Consider the following 18,506-nt stretch of genomic DNA (forward strand, 5'->3'; position numbering starts at 1 on the left):
ATTCAATTCATTGAACTCAGGCCTTGTCAGCATCTTCAATTCTGAAAAAGAAAGAAACTAATTTTCTTTGTATTTCATGACTAATAATATTTGCTATGAATTTCTTCAGTTTTTCTATTGTTCTCTTCGAACAGGTTGATAATCTCTCTAATTTATCTTCTTCACTAAATTTATTTTTACAAATTTCGTATTATATATACTCTTTCTATTGTAAAAAAACGACATTGTTTTGATATATATTATCTTTATACACCATAGTTTCCATATACAAATATTCTCTTCGATCCTTTTACTTCCAGACTAAATAAATAACCTAAGGAGTAAACCAAAGAAATATTCAATCTAAAACATTTACTTGTATACTGAAACAAGTTTCTGTATATAACCAAGACTCACCAAAAAATTAGAATTAATTCAAGTATCAATATTAAAGGGGCATTATACAGTAAATTCGGCATTTTTACTATGAAATCATTTAGGCAAAGCCTAAAAAAAAGTTTAAACAAGTTGTTTACTCATTACCATTAAGGTCATCACGCTACCCATAGAATGGGTTACAATAAGATCATATCTGTTTTTTTTTAGAAATATTTCAATCAATTCAGAAGTATCAAAAAAAATAGTTTTCCCTTTTGAGCTATTTCCATGACATGGTGCATCAAAGCCAATAATCTTATATCCCTTTTCTATCAACACAGGAATTATAGCTCCAAAATTTGATATTCTTCCTTCCCAACCATGTACAAGTAATACTACTTTTTCTCCTTCTCCCCATTCATAGACTACAATATCAAAATCCTTAAATTTTAAATTGCTTCTTTTCGCGTATTCTAAAACGTTTTTCTCAAAAGGTCTAATCTTCTTAATTCGTGGATTTGAGATATATTGAAAAGCAATTTTAGTTGTTAATTTGGGAGAGATTCGTTCTAGTGTTCTAAAACTTTTTTTAAACTTCATCATTTAGATTTTGATTAAAAAAAGTATCGCAAAAAGAAGCTCATAAAACACCATTCTCAGGTTTTGACCAGAAAAACTTTTGTCAATAACAAATGAGACCGTACGAAAAAGAGCTGCTCCTAACCAGCCAATTCCCAGGCAGTAAAAAACATCTAATGATTGACTCCACATAGCATAGCTACCTAAACCAAACATCCAACCACCATAAACCGCTCTAATTTCTGAGATTCCTCTTCTTCCTTTTGGGGTTATTCCTACAATTGCTGCCATTAGCTTAGGTTTTACAATAGCTAATACTCCGAAAAAAGCGGTAAACAGAGCTCCAGCCATATGCAATATGTCTTCCATTTTATTTTGTATTTAATACCTACAAATAAAACACTAAAGACTCACAAAATCATTGACTTAGGTTAAGAAGTATAGCCTCAAAAATTTACATTACATATTTTTATTCCCTTATACATTACTAACATAGTTTTGTTAGTGTGTTTCCTTTAAATAATCCATGATAATTATTTTCGATGTAATTCTTATTTTTTTGGTTTAGGAACAAATAATTACTTTTTTTGGATTTGTTCAATACAATTGTATTTGCATTCTTTTTAGCAACTCCTTACTATTAGAATTAAGAGTTGTAAAGTCATCTTGGGATTAATATAAAATATGTGAACTTTTTTTAAGAGAAAACAAGTCTTTCTACCCCCATTTATATAAATAAGGCTAGGTCTTTTTGCTAACAAAAACACATTCATCACACTTAATTTCATGCAATAATGACGTATAAATACACACAAGTGTGTAAAATCTCTACATCTAGTAAATTAGAGTAACCGCCTAAACACTTGTTATTCAAATCCTATCTAAAATGGCATCAATATTGTCTTTTCTCACGAGGAATTTAAGAAAACATACATGAAGCAATCAACATCTTGTGAATCTTCGGAGACAATAACACCTATAAACACCACCCTTACTCTTCTAGAAAAATTTATCTCAAAAATATCATCACCCCTCATTCTAATAGCAACATTTCTATTAATATTTGGAGGTGCATCTTTATTTTATTTCTTACAACCTCATTTTGAAAAAGTATATTTAGAAAGAATGAATACCGCCTGGGGAACCCCCTTAATGATCACTGGTATCGTGCTGCTTACTCTTAAAATTAGTTTTTTAATTTATATACTGTTTTTATACCTACGCTATAAAGTCATTAAACCAGTATCATATAACAAATTACCTTCTTGTACAGTCATCGTACCAGCTTATAATGAAGGAGAATTGGTTTATAAAACCTTACTTAGTCTTGCTGAAAGTGATTACCCGAAAGAAAAATTACAGTTGATTTCTATTGACGACGGAAGCCAGGATAATACCTGGCAATGGATGCAAAAAGCTAAAGAAGTATTAGGCGATCGTGTTTCGATTTACCAACAACCTAAAAACAAAGGAAAAAGACACGCATTATACCGTGGATTCAATTTAGCAACAGGAGAAGTATTTATAACTGTTGATAGTGATTCTATAGTTAAAAAAGATACGTTGCGCCTAATGGCCAGTCCTTTTGTTGTAAATAAAGAGTGTGGGGCAGTGGCAGGAAATGTACGTGTATTAAACAGAGAAAAAGCTGTAATTCCACGTATGCTAAATGTGAGTTTTGCCTTTAGTTTCGAATTTATCCGTTCTGCACAAAGTAGATTAGGTTCTGTATTATGTACACCAGGTGCTTTATCTGCTTATCGTAGAGAAGCAGTCTTCAATTGTCTTCAAGACTGGATTAATCAAACATTTATGGGGGAAGTTTCAAAAATTGGTGAAGATCGTGCAATGACTAATATGATTTTGAAACAAGGTTATAAAGTATTTTTTCAGCGTGAGGCATACGTTTATACCAACACTCCAGAGCGCTACAAAAACCTATCAAAAATGTTTATCCGTTGGGAGAGAAGTAACATTCGAGAGAATATTGCAATGAGTAAATTTGCCTTTACAAATTTTAGAAAAGGATCTAAAATTGGTACCCGAGTACTACTCTTAAACCAATGGTTAAAAATGATAGCTGCCTATCCAGCTACGTTGTTAATGTTATTTTTTATATGTACATATCCACTATTATTCCTTAGTTCTACATTGGTGAGTATACTGGTTTTTTCGAGTATACAAGCTTTATTTTATGCCAAAAAGCATACTATCTCAGAATCTTTTTGGGCTTATCCATATAGTGTTTTTTATGCCTTTACGTTATTTTGGATTACTCCTTATGCAATAGCCACTGCTGGCAGAAGTGGTTGGTTGACCCGAGACTTAAACGATGAGGAATTAAAGAAACAACAGGTCGTTGCTGTATCATCTTAATCTATTATAGGATAGGATATCGAATTCTTAATAAAACCAAACTTCTAAAAAAAGTGAAATAACACTCTATAATGATCCTTCTAAGCTGAATTGAAGTGAATCTTTAAAAGGGTTTTTATATGCTGAAATAAAATTGAACTAAGAGATAAAGTATTATTTTCTCCGATTTTTCAACAAAGCAATACCGAAAAAGATAATATAGTATCATGTTTAGTTAACTTATAGTGCAAAATCTATACGATATCACTATATCTTTGAGAAATCACCAAATTGAACATTTCTTTAAAATTAAACTTCCGATTAATGATACATTGTAATACGATCAAAAAGGTCTGCTGCATATTCTTTGTTATGCTGAATGTAAGCATCTTATCTGCACAACAATCAAAACTTTCACTAGAACAAATCTTTAGTAGCAGAGACTTTTCTTCAGAACGATCAAAAACTTTAAAATGGTTCGAAGGAGGGGATTCCTATACCACATTAGTAGCTTCTTCAGAAAACAAAGGGTATTATGATATTATTAAAACAGATACTAAAACAGGAGAACAAAGTATCTTAATTCCTGCAAAGTGGATGATTCCCGAAGGAAAAGATACTCCGCTTCGTATAGAAAATTATACCTGGTCTACCGATAAAAGTAAAGTCTTATTCTTTACCAACTCTTCTAGAGTATGGAGGTATAACACTAAAGGAGATTATTGGGTATTACACTTAAAAACAAAAAAACTAACCAAACTGGGAGGAGCAAAAGCAAAATCATCTTCGCTTATGTTTGCCAAGTTCTCTCCAGATGGAAATAAGGTAGGATATGTAAGAGAGCACAATATTTATATCGAATCACTAATCGATGGAAATATCACTGCATTAACAACAGACGGAACAGATAAAATCATTAACGGAACCTTTGATTGGGCATATGAAGAAGAATTCTCTTGCAGAGATGGTTTTAGATGGAGTCCCGATGGTAGCAAGATTGCATACTGGAGAATTAACGCCAGTAAGATCAAGAATTTTCTTATGATCAATACTACAGATTCTATCTATTCGTATACGATACCAGTACAGTATCCTAAAGCAGGAGAAAAACCGTCTGAAGCAAAAGTTGGAGTCGTTAATGCATCGGGAGGAGCTACAACCTGGATGAAATTACCGGGAGATGCCAGTAATCAATATGTCCCTCGGATGATTTGGAAACCAGATTCTAAATCATTACTTCTGCAACACCTCAACAGAGCACAAAACCATAATAAAGTAACACTTTGCAATGCTCTGGATGGGAATACTCAGGTAATTTATGAAGATAAAGAAACTGCCTGGTTAGAAGCGGTAGATGATTTTAAATATCTAGAGGATGCCAGTACATTTACATGGGTAAGTGAAAAAAGCGGATGGAAAGCTCTTTACCTTGTTAAAGATGGTAATGAAACTCAGGTATCTCCTATCGATTCAGATATGATTAATATTGAACTAATCGACGAAAAAAACGGATGGTTATACTATATGGCAAGTCCAGAAAATGCTACACAAAGATATCTGTATAGAACTAAACTTAATAAAAAAGGAAAAGCAGAAAGACTATCACCCAAAGATCAACCAGGAACGCATCGATATCGTATTGCTCCAAACGGAAAATTTGCTCAACATACTTATTCTAAATCTGGCCTTCCCCCTACTACCGATATTATTTCTTTACCCGATCACAAAGTGATTAAAACTTTGGTCTCTAACCAAAAGCTAAAAAAACAAATAGCGGCTATAGATCACAATCCACAAGAGTTTTTTAAGATCTCATTAGATGATGGCACATCACTAGATGCCTATATGATCAAACCTATAGGGTTTGATCCATCAAAAAAATACCCTGTGTTATTTCATGTATATGGTGAACCCTGGTCCCAAACTGTATTAGATTCCTGGGGCGGAAGTAACTATTTATGGCATACCATGCTATCCCAGCAAGGGTATATTATAATGAGTATCGATAATCGCGGGACTCCCGGACCTAAAGGAAGAGAATGGAGAAAATGTGTGTATGGACAAATTGGTGTTCTTTCTTCTTCAGACCAGGCACAAGGGACACAAAAGATTATTGAAATGTTTGATTTTGTAGACCCGGATCGTATTGGTATTTGGGGATGGAGCGGTGGTGGTTCTATGACACTTAATGCTTTATTCAGATATCCCGAAATCTATAAAATGGGAATGGCAGTAGCCCCGGTATCTGATCAAAGATTATATGACAATATCTACCAGGAACGATATTCTGGAATACCACAACTCATGCCCGATAGTTATGAAAAAGGCTCTCCTGTTAATTTTGCCAAAAATCTTAAAGGAGATTTATTACTGATTCACGGAACAGGTGATGATAATGTTCATTATCAAAGTATAGAAGTACTCGCTAATGAACTTATCCGCCATAACAAAATATTCTCTATGGTATCATACCCTAACCGATCTCATGGTATCTATGAAGGAGAAAACACCTCTAGACACTTACGTGAAACACTAACCCATTACCTTAAAACGAATTTACCGAGTGGAGGAAAATAAAGGTTAATATTAGATTTACATACTAAAGCCTATCATGGCGCATAATGGGTGTTTCAAAGTAGATGTACTGTAAGTATACGTCACTTATATATATTTGTATTAATTAAGGTAGTGCTAATCATTTTTTCACTCATAAAAATGACCGAATTCGAACAGTTATTTAAAGGCTTGAATATTGTAGAAGAAAAACTGCAAGAACACATTCTTAAAGAAGGAGTATTGCAAACAGTACCAAAGAACACCTTTATTGTAGAGCAGGATAAATATATCAAGTGGTTAGCTATTGTAATTTCGGGAAAAGTAAGGGTTTGGCAAGAAAATGAGGATCGCCAAATTTTACTGTATTATGTAAACCCAATCCAGACTTGTGTATTGTCATTATCAGCAACATTTAGAGATTGTAAAAGCCTGGTACATGCCAAAACAGAAATAGAAACCACAATTATTAAAATTCCGGTGCGATTTGTATCCGAATGGAGTTTTATGTTTAAATCCTGGAACACCTTTACCACTAATTCTTTCATTATAAGTTATGAAGATTTACTGCTTTCTTATAAAGACCTGGCTTTTAAAAAAATCAATGAAAGAGTAATAGATTACCTAAGATCCGAAGCTAATAGAAATAATTCTTCAATCATAGAGATTTCACACCAACAATTAGCCAAAGAAGTAGGTACCACTCGAGAAGTAGTTTCAAAAATCTTAAAGCAATATGAATTGGATCATATTGTAAAACTACACTTCAAGAAAATAGAACTTCTTTCCTAGCATCTTCAGAAAAAAATAAAATGTATTAGGCCACTTGTATCAAAAGGTACAAGTTTAAGGCTGTTTCTACATATACATTTGTACCATAAGTAATACGCTAAAAATTGTATGAAACGAAAATTAAAATTAGTTGCTGTTTTCCTAATCGGAATAGTAACATTTAGCAATGGTGCAAACAACAATGTAAACACGAAAAAAGGTAACATTATGGAAACAAAAAAAGAAACGTATGTATTAGTACACTCTGCCTGGCTAGGTGCCTGGCAATGGGAAAATGTAGCTTCAAAATTAAGAAATGAAGGGCATATTGTAATTACCCCGGATCTTCCCGGGCACGGAAATGATAAAACACCTCCTGCCACAATTGCAATGACAGATTATGTAAAAGCAATTACAGATATTCTCGACAAGCAAGAGCAACCCGTACTATTAGTTGGACATAGTTTTAATGGTATTACGGTTAGCAGGGTTGCAGAAATACGACCCAATAAAGTAAAAAGTATCGTCTATCTTACCGCATTTTTATTACCAAAAGGAGGTTCTTTTTTTAGTGCAGCTCAGGGAGTAGAAGGCTCGGTAGCGGTAGATAATTTCTACCTGTCTGAAGATAAAACTTATGCTTTGGTAGATGAGAACGAAATTCAAAATGCCTTTGCTCATGATATTCCTAAAGAAGCTTTTGATAATGCTAAACCCAATATCGTTCCTGAACCCTCTGCCCCACTAATGTATAAGTTAGAAGTTACAGACGGTAACTTTGGGCGAATCCCAAAGTACTATATAGAATGTACAGAAGATAGAGCTATACCTGTCGAAGTGCAAAGAGCAATGTATAAAGGAAAGGTAAAAAAAGTATTCACATTACATTCTAGCCATACTCCAAATTTCTCTCAACCAGAACACCTGGCCAATATTCTTCTTAAAATTATAGATGAAAAATAAAAATCTCTAAAGATATAGAAAGCGCAAATCATTAAGGTTTGCGCTTTTAATCGTTAAATTAATGATGTCATAAATTGGTAAGGTTTTAAAACCATTAATGACTACTTTTATCATCGCTCAGAATTGACTTTCAGATACGGTATAAATTAGAAATATCAGTATCATGAAACTTTGAAAAACTACTCTTAAAAACGAAAACACCCCCCAGATTATGTTAGATCACGTATTTCAAAAATTACATATAACAGAAGAAGAGCTCAAAAAAGAGCTTCGTGAAAAAACTTCTATTTCAAAGCATCAAAAAGGTGAGTTTCTAATAAAAGAAAATAAATATATCAAAGTTCTGAAAATTGTAATCAGCGGAAAAGTTAGAGTGTATCAGGAAAACGAAGAGCGGGAAATCCTTATTTACTATTTGGGAGACATGGAAACGTGTACCCTTTCTTTGTCTGCTTGTTTTGAAGATTGTAAAAGTACCGTTAATGCTATTGTTGAAGAAGAATCAATCGTATTAAATATCCCTGTGAGATTCGTAAAAGATTGGTGTTTTACTTATAAATCCTGGAATCGATTTACTATAAATACATTTCGAGATAGCTACAATGTACTTATTAATAACTACTCAAAACTTGCTTTTAAACCTCTCAGGGAACGTTTACTCGAATATCTAATGTTAGAGTCCGACAACTCTATCTTACAAAGGTCACATCAACAATTAGCCAGAGAATTGGCTACTACAAGAGAAGTAATTTCGAGGCTTTTAAAAAAATTAGAAACAGAAGGAATCGTTACATTAGGAAAACAAGAAATTAGAATTCTAAAAAAAAATACCTAGTGTGATAAAAGTCACAAGTATGACATGTCTTCTACTGCTTTCTTTGTATTTAGAATTTAAAAAAACATACAAATGAAAGTAGTAAACACAATAGTATTATGTTTGATCCTGATAGTTTCTATTGCCTGGGTCCAACATAAGCCAGAAGAGAAAAAAGAAACCATAAAACAATCTTATGCAGAACATTCTCCTACCGCACATCACGAAATAGCATTAGAAGTACTTAATGCCAGTAAAGAATGGATAACAGCATTTAATGAAGGAAAAAGTGACATCTGTATTGAAGGCTATGATGCAAAAGCTGTGATGAGTGCCCAACCTTTTGGTATAAAAAAAGGCGTTCGGGAAATAACAGATTTTTGGCAACCTTTTATGCAATCAGGAGCTACAAATTTAATCTATACAAATCTAAGTATAGAAGTCGTTAATACCTCAACTGCATTATTATCTGCAAATTGGAGTATGAATGTCGGAAGAGGCGTTATTTTTCAAGAAAAGTGGGAGAAAAAAAATGGTAAGTGGGTACTCACTTATGATGATTTTGAAGTATTAGAACAATTTAAAATACCTACAGAAAATAAAACAAATCCTATTGCAAGTCATCAAATGCTAGAAGCTGTAATTAAAGCATCAATAGAAATAACCAAAGGGTTTAATACACAAAACAATGAAATTTTCACAAATGGATATCTCGAGAATGCTACAATGAATGCTATTCCTATGGCTAAATTGTTACATGGTAAACCTAAGATTACCCAGTTTTGGCAAAAATTAATTACCTCTGGTGCAAAAAACATAACCTATCACAACCCCACATTTGGTGTAGTTTCTCCAGAAGGGGTTAAGATTTCCTCTGATTGGTCTATGAATATCGGGGAAGGAAAAATTTACCAGGAGAAATGGGTAAAAAAAGATGATGTATGGATGCTTAGCTATGACGAATTTCAAGTTTTAAAAATGTATTAATCCATCATTCATTACTATTTTTAAGCCTGTAGCTGATGCTACAGGCTTAAAAATAATACAAAACATAGCTTAATCATCTTTTACAACCATGCTTGTAATTTATCATAGATTTTTCTTTGGTCTTCTTTTGTGAAATTTTTAATCCTGGTGCTATGACTTCCTTTGGGCAATACCATCTTTAAAGCATTTACATGAGGTTTTGGAGTAGGTGAACACGCTCCCCAAGGGTCATATTCTCCATAAATGTAAATGATATGATCACCTTCATTCTCTACATAATCTCTAACCTTTTTAATATAATCCTGATCATATACCATAAGAACATTTTTTGGAGCAAATCTCATATTAGTTGGTTGTTTTACCACTTTAATTAAATCCTGTACGGGAGTACTATCAAATCCGTAATATCCGAGTTCTACCATATGTTGATAATAAGAAGGTAACAGGTTGTGATATGTTTTATCACTATAGAAGCTAATTCCTACTACTTTATTAAGGTAGGCAAACAAAGTGGCAGCATCGGCATGTCCATTAGGTATTTCATCACACTTCCCTCCCCACTGCCAGAAAGAAAAAGGAAATTCTAGTACTGCATACTCTAGAGCTTCTTCTGGTGATACTTTTGTAAAACTCATTTTCTTTTTTCTCGAATGCTGATCAATTTGATTCAAAAGAGCCTCTCTTTGAGTTAACAATAACCGTTGAAAATTAGTAATCTTAGTTCTGCACTCTTTGGTTCCAACAGTAGCGATATGCTCTTGTGTTCTTGGGTCTTCTCGAGTATTAATCAAAGGAGCTACATAAGAAACTGCAGCATCCATATCTTTTGGATACTTTGATTTATAAATCAATACAGTCTCCCCTCCTTTACTTATTCCTGTAGAAATCCATTTGTTGGTATATATATTTTTAAGTTTGGTAACCAGAAGATGATAATCCTGAATAGCCTGATCATTGGTCAGGTACTTCCATGGAATTGGATTTGGTCTTGATTTCCCATAAAATCTGTATTCTACCATAACCTGATTTGCCTTCAACAGGGTACTCAACTCATATGTTCGATGTTTTGCAGAATACCCTTCGGTAACTAATACTGTGGGCTGCGAATAATCAGAATGAGATACATATACATAATGATCAAAAGTTCCTGCATCTGGATTATTGTGATCTAGTGGCTGCTTCAATATCAATCGGTACGATTCTGTAAAATGATCATTTACCTGTATTGCACTTATATCTGCTGTAGGGAACAAATTCCTTAATTTTTGCTCAAAAGATATCTCGGCAGTAGGTGGTAACGTGCTTTTACAAGAAAAAAGGGAAAGATTAATAAGAAGTAGTAATAATATATACTTAGTTCGATTCATAAAATAAATAGTTTTTAATATTTTAAAGATAGCTTAAAAGGGTGTCGACTTAATGATACTATATTACCTAAGAATGGTATCATTTTAATAAGATTTGAGTTAGTATGCCATTACGAATAGGGATTTGTTTACATTTATAACCTATGGATACAATTGTTCAGATCAATACCGATTTTATTGAAAACAACACGAATTTTAATGAGCTAATTGCTGAATTAAGAAACAAATTTGCATCAAATTCTATACTGGTACCTATGCGTCATCATCATGATTTTCCAAACCCTGTGGTTCAGGAAGATTCTACGCTATTGTTGATGCCTGCCTGGAATCCTGGTAAAGAAGCAGGAGTAAAAATCGTAACGGTAAGTCCCAAAAACGGGCAGTTTGATTTACCTTCGATCCAGGGTACATATTTGTATATGGATGCTATCAAAGGTACTATCAAAGCAATAATGGAAGCAAAAAGTTTGACTGTAAAACGAACAGCTTCGGCCTCTGCCCTGGCATCATCGTATTTATCTAAAACTGATGCTTCTTCCTTATTAATGATCGGTACTGGGGCACTCTCTACAAATCTAATTAAAGCGCATGCCAGCGTAAGACCTATTAAAACCGTTTATATCTGGGGAAGGAATTATGAAAAAGCGAAAAAAATCTCAGAAGAATTAGAAGGAGAAAATTTTGATATCCATACTATACCTACAATCGAAGAAAAAATTTCTGAAGTAGATATTATATCCTGCGCAACATTATCCAAAACTCCTTTGGTTTTGGGTGACTATTTAAAAGCCGGACAGCATGTAGACTTGGTAGGAGCCTATAAAAAAGATATGCGTGAAGCTGATAATGAAAGTATAAAAAAAGCTACCGTCTTTGTAGACACTTATCAAGGAGGGCTTAAAGAAAGTGGAGATATTGTTATTCCTCTTAAAGAAGGTATTCTAAAAGAAGAAGACATCAAAGCTGATTTATTCGAACTCTGCTCTGAGGCTAAACAAGGAAGAACCAGTGATCATGAAATAACTGTTTTTAAATCTGTAGGGCATGCCCTCGAAGATTTAGCAGCAGCTACTTATTATTATAATCAATATACACATGAGTAAAACATATCAAAACATTTTAAAAAATACCGATTTCGACCCCAAAAAAGATTGGTTACAAATCAAAACCATCGATATGCATACAGGAGGAGAACCGCTTCGAGTGATTATTGATGGGTTTCCCGAACTGAAAGGAAATTCGGTATTAGAATACAGAAGATATTGTAAAGAGCATTATGACCACTTACGTACCTCACTTATGTTTGAACCTCGCGGTCATGCTGATATGTACGGATGTATCCTACTCCCTCCTAATGATGATGATGGGGATTTTGGCATTTTGTTTATACACAACGAAGGATATAGCACCATGTGCGGTCATGCTATTATTGCGATTTCTACATTGGCTGTAGAAATGAACTGGATCGATTATCAAGAAGGAGATAATACGATAAAAATTGATGCTCCCTGTGGTCGAATCATCTCTTATACGCAAGTAAAAAATGGAAAAGTGACCGGAGTTCGTTTTCACTGTGTTCCCAGTTTTGTAGTTGGATTGGATAGAAAGGTAAAGGTAGATAATATAGGAGACGTTATCTATGATTTAGCCTACGGAGGTGCTTTTTATGCATATGTAGATATGGCTAAAAATAACTTTGACTTTGATTTGACTTCAGACTCCTATAGAAAATTGATTGCTAAAGGAATGGATATAAAACATGCTGTAATAGAGCAAGATTCTAATATTTTACATCCTTATGAAGAAGATCTTAGTTTTTTATATGGTACCATTTTTATTGGAGATTCTACAAAAGAAAATATTGACAGTAGAAACGTATGTATTTTTGCTGAAGGAGAAGTAGATAGGTGCCCTACCGGATCGGGAGTTTCTGGTAGAATGGCAATACATAAAATGAGAAATGAAATACAGTATGGTGATACAATGACTATAGAAAGTATTACCGATTCTGTATTTATAGGTTCTGTTATTTCTGAAGAAGAATATGGTCCTTATAAAGCAGTAATACCACAAGTTGAAGGAACGGCACACATTACAGGAATGCACACTTTTATGATCGATCCTGATGATCCAATGAAAAATGGGTTTATTTTTAGATAACAAACAAGACTATCCTAAAGTAGTATTAATACTACTTTAGGATAGTCTTTCAATTACTATGTATTTAGATTATTTATTAGGGTTCTATCTCTATTATATAGATAATCCAAAAGGATCATCAATAGAGTGGGCTGGTTGTGTAAACCATTTTGGTCCTTCTTCGGTCATATAGATATGATCTTCTAATCTAATTCCAAACTCATTGGGCACACATATCATAGGTTCATTACTAAAACACATTCCTGATGTAAGAATCGCATCTTCATGTCTTGCTATATACGGCCATTCATGGATATCTAATCCGATTCCGTGACCGGTGCGGTGCGGTAGCCCTGGTAATTTATAATCAGGCCCCAGTCCTTTGGCTTCTAGCGTTTTTCTTGAAGCATTATCTATTACAGAACATGGTTTTCCTAATTGAGCAGCTACAAATGCAGAAAGCTGAGTTTCTTTCTCAAGATTCCATATTTTACGTTGTAGCTCACTAACCTCACCATATACATATGTTCGGGTAATATCTGAAATATAATCATGAAGGACACATCCTGTATCAACCAATACTATTTCGTTTTCTTCTAAATCTTTTGGTGCTTTTACACCATGGGGGAAAGAAGAATCTACACCAAACAATACGATACAAAAGTATGACCCCGAAGGAATACCGTATCGTTTATGAGCTTCATTAATAAAATTGGTGACTTCTTTAGCACTAATCCCAGGTTTCAGTATTCGTGCTGCAGCTTGTTGTACTTCCATCGTAATATCCATTGCAGTTTGCATGATGGCAATTTCTGCTTCAGATTTTATCATTCGACACCCCGCAGTGATTGGTTTGGCATTAATTAGATGATAAGCGGATTGTTCTTTTAGAATTCCATCAATAATAAAAAAAGGAGTTGCTTCATCCATAGCCACATCCTTACCACTAATATTTTTCTTGTCTAGAATATCCACAAATAAGGTATATGGACTTTCATGTTCTTCCCAGCAATGAACAGGTCCTTTTATTAACATGAAATCCAAAATAGTACCTTCTTCAAACCGAGGACCTATATAATGTACCTCACCATCAGGAAATAGCAATGCTCCCACCATTCGTTCACTTGGGTTCCATCGCATTCCTGTAAAGTAAAATAAATTTGTTCCTGCATGCAGATATACTGCAGGAATCCCTTGCTTTTTCATAAGATCACAAGCTTTATGTATTCTGGCTTGAAATTCTTCTTTTTGAATGGGTTTAGCAAGATGAGCTTTTGGCTGTATTGCATTTAATTCTTTTTCGATAGTAGAACCGCCTATTCCTAATGCATTCATAATTTATAATTTTGTAATTAACACTACGCCGTCATCGACTTTTCAATTTCTTCAATTTCAATAGGCATAGCTTGTGTGAGATTTGTATTTCCAGTTTCTGTAATGAGATAATCATTCTCCAGGCGACAACCTATTCCTTCTTCGGGGATATAGATACCCGGCTCGCAAGTAAGTACCATTCCCGGTTCTAAAGCCCTGGAATACAAACCTACATCGTGAACATCTAACCCAAGATGATGTGCTGTACCATGCATGAAATACTTTTTATACAAAGGTTGATCCGGGTTTTGAGCCGCAACTTCAGAAGCATCGAGAACTCCAATTTTGATTAATTGCTCTTCGACTAAACTGGCCATTTGTTTTTCATAATCTGCTGGGATCACTCCCGGCTTAAGTAATTTACTCCCTTCCTTTAAGCAATGTAACACTGCAGCATATACTTCTTTTTGTCGATCAGAAAATTTACCATTTACAGGAATACAACGTGTGGTATCACTATTATAATTACCATAGCAAACCCCAAAATCCAGAAGTATCATATCACCATCCTGGCAAGTATTATCATTGGTATTATAGTGTAATGCACAAGCATTTTTTCCTGAAGCTACAATAGGCTTAAAAGCATGTCTTGTCCCTCCATTTTTAAGGAGTGCATACGTTAATTCTGCTTCTAATTCGTACTCTTTACAGTCTGGTTTTACTGTGTTGAGTACTCTATAAAAACCTTCAATACTAATATCTGCAGCTTTTTGTATCTGCGCAATTTCTTCATTTGATTTAACAGGACGTAAAGCTCTTGTAATTTTGGCGGCTCGATGATACTGGTGCAAAGGGTATTTTTCTTTACACCAGTTAATCATTCGATCCTGTTGTGTTTGTTTGTTATATGTAATTCGCTTTATGTGCTCGTTATGTCCTAAATAAAAACCATCTGCTTCAAAGGCCATTACTTGCAGTATTTTTTCAAAATCATGTGCCCATTCTATTCGTTGGATTCCTGAAATCTGACCAGCTTCTTCTTTGGTTAATTTCTCACCATCCCAGATTTTGATATGCTCACTCGTTTCTTTTATGAACAAAATTTCCCTGTTTTCTGGCTTATAAGCATCTGGATATAATACCAGTATTGTTTCTTCCTGATCTATTCCTGATAAATAAAATAAATCATTGTTTTGGGCAAACCCCATAACATCATCTGCATTGGTATGCTTGATATCATTAGACGTGAGAATAGTAATCGTATTCTCCAGAGTTTTGGAAGTAAAATTATTTCGGTTCTGTATAAAAACGGTATTTGGTAAACTTTTGTAGCGCATATTAGAAATTCTATCCGAATAAAATGATTAATAGTTGTTTTCCTGTTGCACCTCTTCTTTTTTTGTTAGTAAGGGTACAACCGTCAATTTATAAGTTGTTTTATTTATTTCATTCTTTTTTCTGTTTTTTTTGTAAACAAAATTCATTTCTACACCCTATTCTTTTATACGTTTATACCAAAAAGGGTATGATAAAAAACCACACCCTCTTGATTATAAACTTAACAATACCAACATTTAAACAGATTGTTATTAGAATATTGTTCTAGAGTTAAAATTTACATTTTCTCATTAGAATGAGTTCCATCTACAGTTCTGATGATTTCATCTGGATTTTCATTTTTAAGTGCATTTGGGAGCAATTCGTTCGGCCAATCCTGATAGCTAAATGGTCTTACCCATCGTTTTATAGCATTTGTTCCTACAGCAGAAAATCTGGAATCAGACGATGCTGGATATGGGCCTCCGTGTGTCATAGAAGGACAAACTTCTACTCCTGTAGGTACCCCATTAAAAATTACACGTCCAACTCTGTCTTGAAGTGCATCAACGATATTGCCTAAGTTTTGATACTCTGATTTTTCTGCCAGGATAGTTCCTGTTAATTGTCCTTCGAGATTATTAATAATTTCAACAAGTTCTGCTTCGTCTTTACATCTAACTACTAATGAAAAAGGGCCAAAGACTTCTTGATGCATTTTTGGATTAGTTAAAAAATCAGCTCCAGAAACAGCAGAAATTTGGGTAGGGGCAAAATTAGGTTCTACTTCTTCGGTTAAAGAAGCTACGACTTCTACGCCTGATTGAGAAGATATGTTCGTTCTATTTTCTACATAATCTCTTTTTATATTAGGATGTAACATACACTGGGGAGCTATCGCAGTACTTTTTTCTGCCAGGTCCTTGATAAAGTTTCTAGTATTATCACCATCTATTGTCAGGATTAGCCCAGGATTTGTACAGAACTGACCTGTACCCACTGTAATAGAATTAGCATATGTAGTTGCAATTTCGTCTGCTCTTTTGGTAATTGCTTCGGGTGTAATAATTACAGGATTAACACTTCCCATTTCTGCAAAAACAGGAATTGGTTCTTCTCTATTTGCTGCCAGATTAAATAAGGCTCTTCCTCCCGAGATACTTCCTGTAAAACCAACAGCTTTTACCTTTGAGTGTTTTACCAGGGCAGCTCCTACTACTCTCCCACTTCCGGTAATATTTGAAAAAACGCCATTTGGCATTCCTGTTTTTTCGGCTGCTTTGATGATAGCAGATGATACCAGTTCTCCTGTTCCAGAATGCATGGCATGTGATTTAACGATTACCGGGCATCCTGAAGCTAGTGCGCTAGCTGTATCTCCTCCTGCAGTAGAAAATGCCAAAGGAAAATTACTCGCTGCAAATACTACTACAGGTCCTAACGGAATATTAGTTTTTCTAATATCTGGTCTAGGTGCAGGTGTTCTGTTGGTATCTGCCAAATCGATTGTATTTTCTCGCCACTCTTCATTAGAAACCAATTCTGCAAAAGAACGTAATTGAAAAACTGTTCGACCTCTTTCTCCTATTGCTCTTCCTTCTGGCAACCCTGTTTCTGAGGTATATGCCTGAATCAATTCATCATCTAAAGCCAAAATCTCATCTGCAATAGCATGTAAGAATTCTGCTCTTTTAGCTCCTGTAACATTTCTATATTCTTTAAAAGCCTGATGTGCTAGTTCTGTAGCTTCATCTACTTCTTCTAAAGTAGCCTCATAAAATTCGTATTCGTTCTCAATATTTAGTTTTGGATTGAATGTTTTACGAGAAACGGATCCTGTTGCCGATAATCTATTTCCTATATAATTTTTTCCGGTTATCATATATATTGGTTAATGGTTTTAGTGTAAAATGAATTAATAATAAAATTGATTAAAGTAAAAACAAGGTATTTGGGGCAAAAAAATCTAACTCACTACAGCATTTAGTTCTTTATACTCTGGTAAGGCAGGTCTTGTTTTTAATCCATTTTCAATAATGCTAAGGACACTTTTACGTTCTTCACCAACAAGTGGCAATCTTGGTGCACGTACATTTTCGGTACCGATTCCTGTAGCTACTTCTGCAAGCTTAATATTTTGTACTAGTTTTGCATTGATGTCTAACTCTAGCAAAGGCAAAAACCATCTATATATCTCGAGTGCTTCTTTAATTCGTCCTGCTTTTTGTAATTCGTAAATAGCAACGGTTTCTGCAGGAAATGCATCTACAAGTCCAGCAACCCAACCATCTGCTCCCATTAAAAGGCTCTCTAAGGCTAGAGTATCAACACCAGAAAGGATTTTTAGACGATTTCCGAATTTATTTTTGATTCTTGTAATATTAGATATATCTCTTGTAGACTCTTTTACAGCTTGTATATTATCCATTTCTAATAACTCTTCGAACATATCCAGAGTTACTTCAATTTTATAATCTACAGGGTTATTATACACCATAATTTGTAGCTCTGTACTTTTAGCTACTTCTTTAAAATACACTACTGTTTCGCGATCTCCAGCTTTGTAACGCATTGGAGGTAGCATCATTAATCCCTGGGCTCCATCTTCTTTAGCTTTTGCGGCTGCATCGATTGCATTTTTGGTCGTTTGCTCTGCAATGTTCATGATTACAGGAACTCTGCCATTAACAATGTTAACCGTCTTTTTTACCAAAGTTCTTTTTTCTGTATCACTTAAGGTACTAGCTTCTCCCAGCGTTCCTCCCAGAATAATTCCGTGAACTCCAGCTTCTAGTTGAGCATTAATATTAACTTCAAACATATCTAGGTCTAAAGTATCCTCATTAGTAAATTTAGTTGTTACTGCTGGCATTACGCCTTTCCAATTTATAGCCATAATTGTGGTTTAATATTTCGGGTCAAATATACCATGAATTTAAGGTGTAAAGTACCTAGAAATTATCCATGTATGGTACTAAATTAACCTACAT

The 18,506-nt window shown here is 34.3% G+C and carries 15 protein-coding genes; 8 read left to right on the forward strand and 7 right to left on the reverse strand.

Features of this window, described 5'->3' with window-relative positions:
* Positions 1 to 498: 498 nt before the first annotated feature.
* Positions 499 to 960, reverse strand: a complete 462-nt coding sequence (locus DK441_RS04820) for an alpha/beta hydrolase (RefSeq protein ID WP_109097740.1) — start codon at positions 958 to 960, stop codon at positions 499 to 501.
* The gene (locus tag DK441_RS04825; RefSeq protein WP_109097741.1) at positions 961 to 1,305 is read right to left on the reverse strand and encodes a DUF4345 family protein; all 345 of its coding nucleotides are present in this window, start codon (positions 1,303 to 1,305) and stop codon (positions 961 to 963) included.
* 564 nt (positions 1,306 to 1,869) lie between these two features.
* Here DK441_RS04825 and DK441_RS04830 point away from each other — a divergent pair.
* From DK441_RS04830 to DK441_RS04855, 6 genes are all read left to right on the forward strand, one after another.
* Positions 1,870 to 3,312: a glycosyltransferase family 2 protein gene (locus DK441_RS04830; RefSeq protein ID WP_109097742.1), complete on the forward strand. Its 1,443-nt coding sequence runs from the start codon at positions 1,870 to 1,872 to the stop codon at positions 3,310 to 3,312.
* A 303-nt stretch (positions 3,313 to 3,615) separates the two neighbouring features.
* Entirely contained in the window at positions 3,616 to 5,868 is a 2,253-nt protein-coding gene (locus DK441_RS04835; RefSeq protein WP_109097743.1) for a S9 family peptidase, read from the forward strand.
* Between the two features lie 138 nt (positions 5,869 to 6,006).
* Entirely contained in the window at positions 6,007 to 6,636 is a 630-nt protein-coding gene (locus tag DK441_RS04840) for a Crp/Fnr family transcriptional regulator (RefSeq protein WP_109097744.1), read from the forward strand.
* Between the two features lie 108 nt (positions 6,637 to 6,744).
* Positions 6,745 to 7,578 carry an alpha/beta fold hydrolase gene (locus tag DK441_RS04845; RefSeq protein ID WP_200822827.1) on the forward strand — a complete coding sequence of 278 codons (834 nt, stop codon included), beginning with the start codon at positions 6,745 to 6,747 and terminating at the stop codon, positions 7,576 to 7,578.
* Positions 7,579 to 7,789: 211 nt separating this feature from the next.
* A complete protein-coding gene (locus tag DK441_RS04850) occupies positions 7,790 to 8,413 on the forward strand; it encodes a Crp/Fnr family transcriptional regulator (protein WP_109097745.1) in 624 nt (207 codons plus the stop codon).
* Positions 8,414 to 8,485: 72 nt separating this feature from the next.
* Positions 8,486 to 9,379, forward strand: a complete 894-nt coding sequence (locus tag DK441_RS04855) for a hypothetical protein (RefSeq protein ID WP_109097746.1) — start codon at positions 8,486 to 8,488, stop codon at positions 9,377 to 9,379.
* Between the two features lie 80 nt (positions 9,380 to 9,459).
* On the opposite strand, the gene DK441_RS04860 is transcribed toward DK441_RS04855, so the two are convergent.
* Positions 9,460 to 10,746, reverse strand: coding sequence for a S28 family serine protease (locus DK441_RS04860; RefSeq protein ID WP_109097747.1), 1,287 nt, complete (start codon positions 10,744 to 10,746; stop codon positions 9,460 to 9,462).
* Positions 10,747 to 10,889: 143 nt separating this feature from the next.
* Here DK441_RS04860 and DK441_RS04865 point away from each other — a divergent pair, with 143 nt between their 5' ends.
* Positions 10,890 to 11,849: an ornithine cyclodeaminase family protein gene (locus tag DK441_RS04865; RefSeq protein WP_109097748.1), complete on the forward strand. Its 960-nt coding sequence runs from the start codon at positions 10,890 to 10,892 to the stop codon at positions 11,847 to 11,849.
* Positions 11,842 to 12,906, forward strand: coding sequence for a proline racemase family protein (locus tag DK441_RS04870; protein WP_109097749.1), 1,065 nt, complete (start codon positions 11,842 to 11,844; stop codon positions 12,904 to 12,906). Before DK441_RS04865 ends, DK441_RS04870 begins: the two co-directional genes overlap by 8 nt.
* Before the next feature lie 93 nt (positions 12,907 to 12,999).
* Here DK441_RS04870 and DK441_RS04875 read toward each other — a convergent pair whose 3' ends face one another.
* From DK441_RS04875 to DK441_RS04890, 4 genes are all read right to left on the reverse strand, one after another.
* A complete protein-coding gene (locus DK441_RS04875; protein WP_109097750.1) occupies positions 13,000 to 14,220 on the reverse strand; it encodes a Xaa-Pro peptidase family protein in 1,221 nt (406 codons plus the stop codon).
* A gap of 23 nt (positions 14,221 to 14,243) precedes the next feature.
* On the reverse strand, positions 14,244 to 15,536 hold the full coding sequence (locus tag DK441_RS04880; RefSeq protein ID WP_109097751.1) for an aminopeptidase P family protein: 1,293 nt from the start codon (positions 15,534 to 15,536) through the stop codon (positions 14,244 to 14,246).
* A 278-nt stretch (positions 15,537 to 15,814) separates the two neighbouring features.
* Positions 15,815 to 17,398: an aldehyde dehydrogenase (NADP(+)) gene (locus tag DK441_RS04885; RefSeq protein ID WP_109097752.1), complete on the reverse strand. Its 1,584-nt coding sequence runs from the start codon at positions 17,396 to 17,398 to the stop codon at positions 15,815 to 15,817.
* Positions 17,399 to 17,482: 84 nt separating this feature from the next.
* A complete protein-coding gene (locus DK441_RS04890; RefSeq protein ID WP_109097753.1) occupies positions 17,483 to 18,412 on the reverse strand; it encodes a dihydrodipicolinate synthase family protein in 930 nt (309 codons plus the stop codon).
* Positions 18,413 to 18,506 lie beyond the last annotated feature (94 nt).

This window comes from Aquimarina sp. AU58 (assembly GCF_900312745.1).
In the GTDB taxonomy this organism is placed as follows: domain Bacteria; phylum Bacteroidota; class Bacteroidia; order Flavobacteriales; family Flavobacteriaceae; genus Aquimarina; species Aquimarina spinulae.